This window comes from Herbaspirillum lusitanum P6-12, assembly GCF_000256565.1.
Taxonomy (GTDB): domain Bacteria; phylum Pseudomonadota; class Gammaproteobacteria; order Burkholderiales; family Burkholderiaceae_D; genus Herbaspirillum; species Herbaspirillum lusitanum.
The window spans coordinates 1-206 of record NZ_AJHH01000537.1 but is presented as its reverse complement, the minus strand read 5'-3'; the positions used below and the strand labels follow the sequence as shown (position 1 = coordinate 206).

General features: G+C 67.5%; 1 protein-coding gene. It reads right to left on the bottom strand.

The window, feature by feature from the left end:
- A partial coding sequence (locus HLUSI_RS29350) for a hypothetical protein (RefSeq protein ID WP_040503627.1) occupies positions 1-206 on the bottom strand: 206 nt, incomplete at both ends.

The following is a 206-nucleotide window of genomic DNA, read 5'->3' as shown; positions in this document are numbered from 1 at the left end:
AGTGCCGGAACCCGACACGTACACCGCCTGACGGGTCGGCCGAGAAGACGACGCTGGCGACAGAGGTGACGGGACCGGTGGTGTCGAGCACGTAAGCCCGGTTGGTGGCGGCGCCATTGTTGCCGGCGGCGTCGGTGACGCGCAGCTGCAAGGTGTCGCTGGAGGCCAATGTGACGCCGTTCCAAGTCAGCGTGGTGCCGCTGACT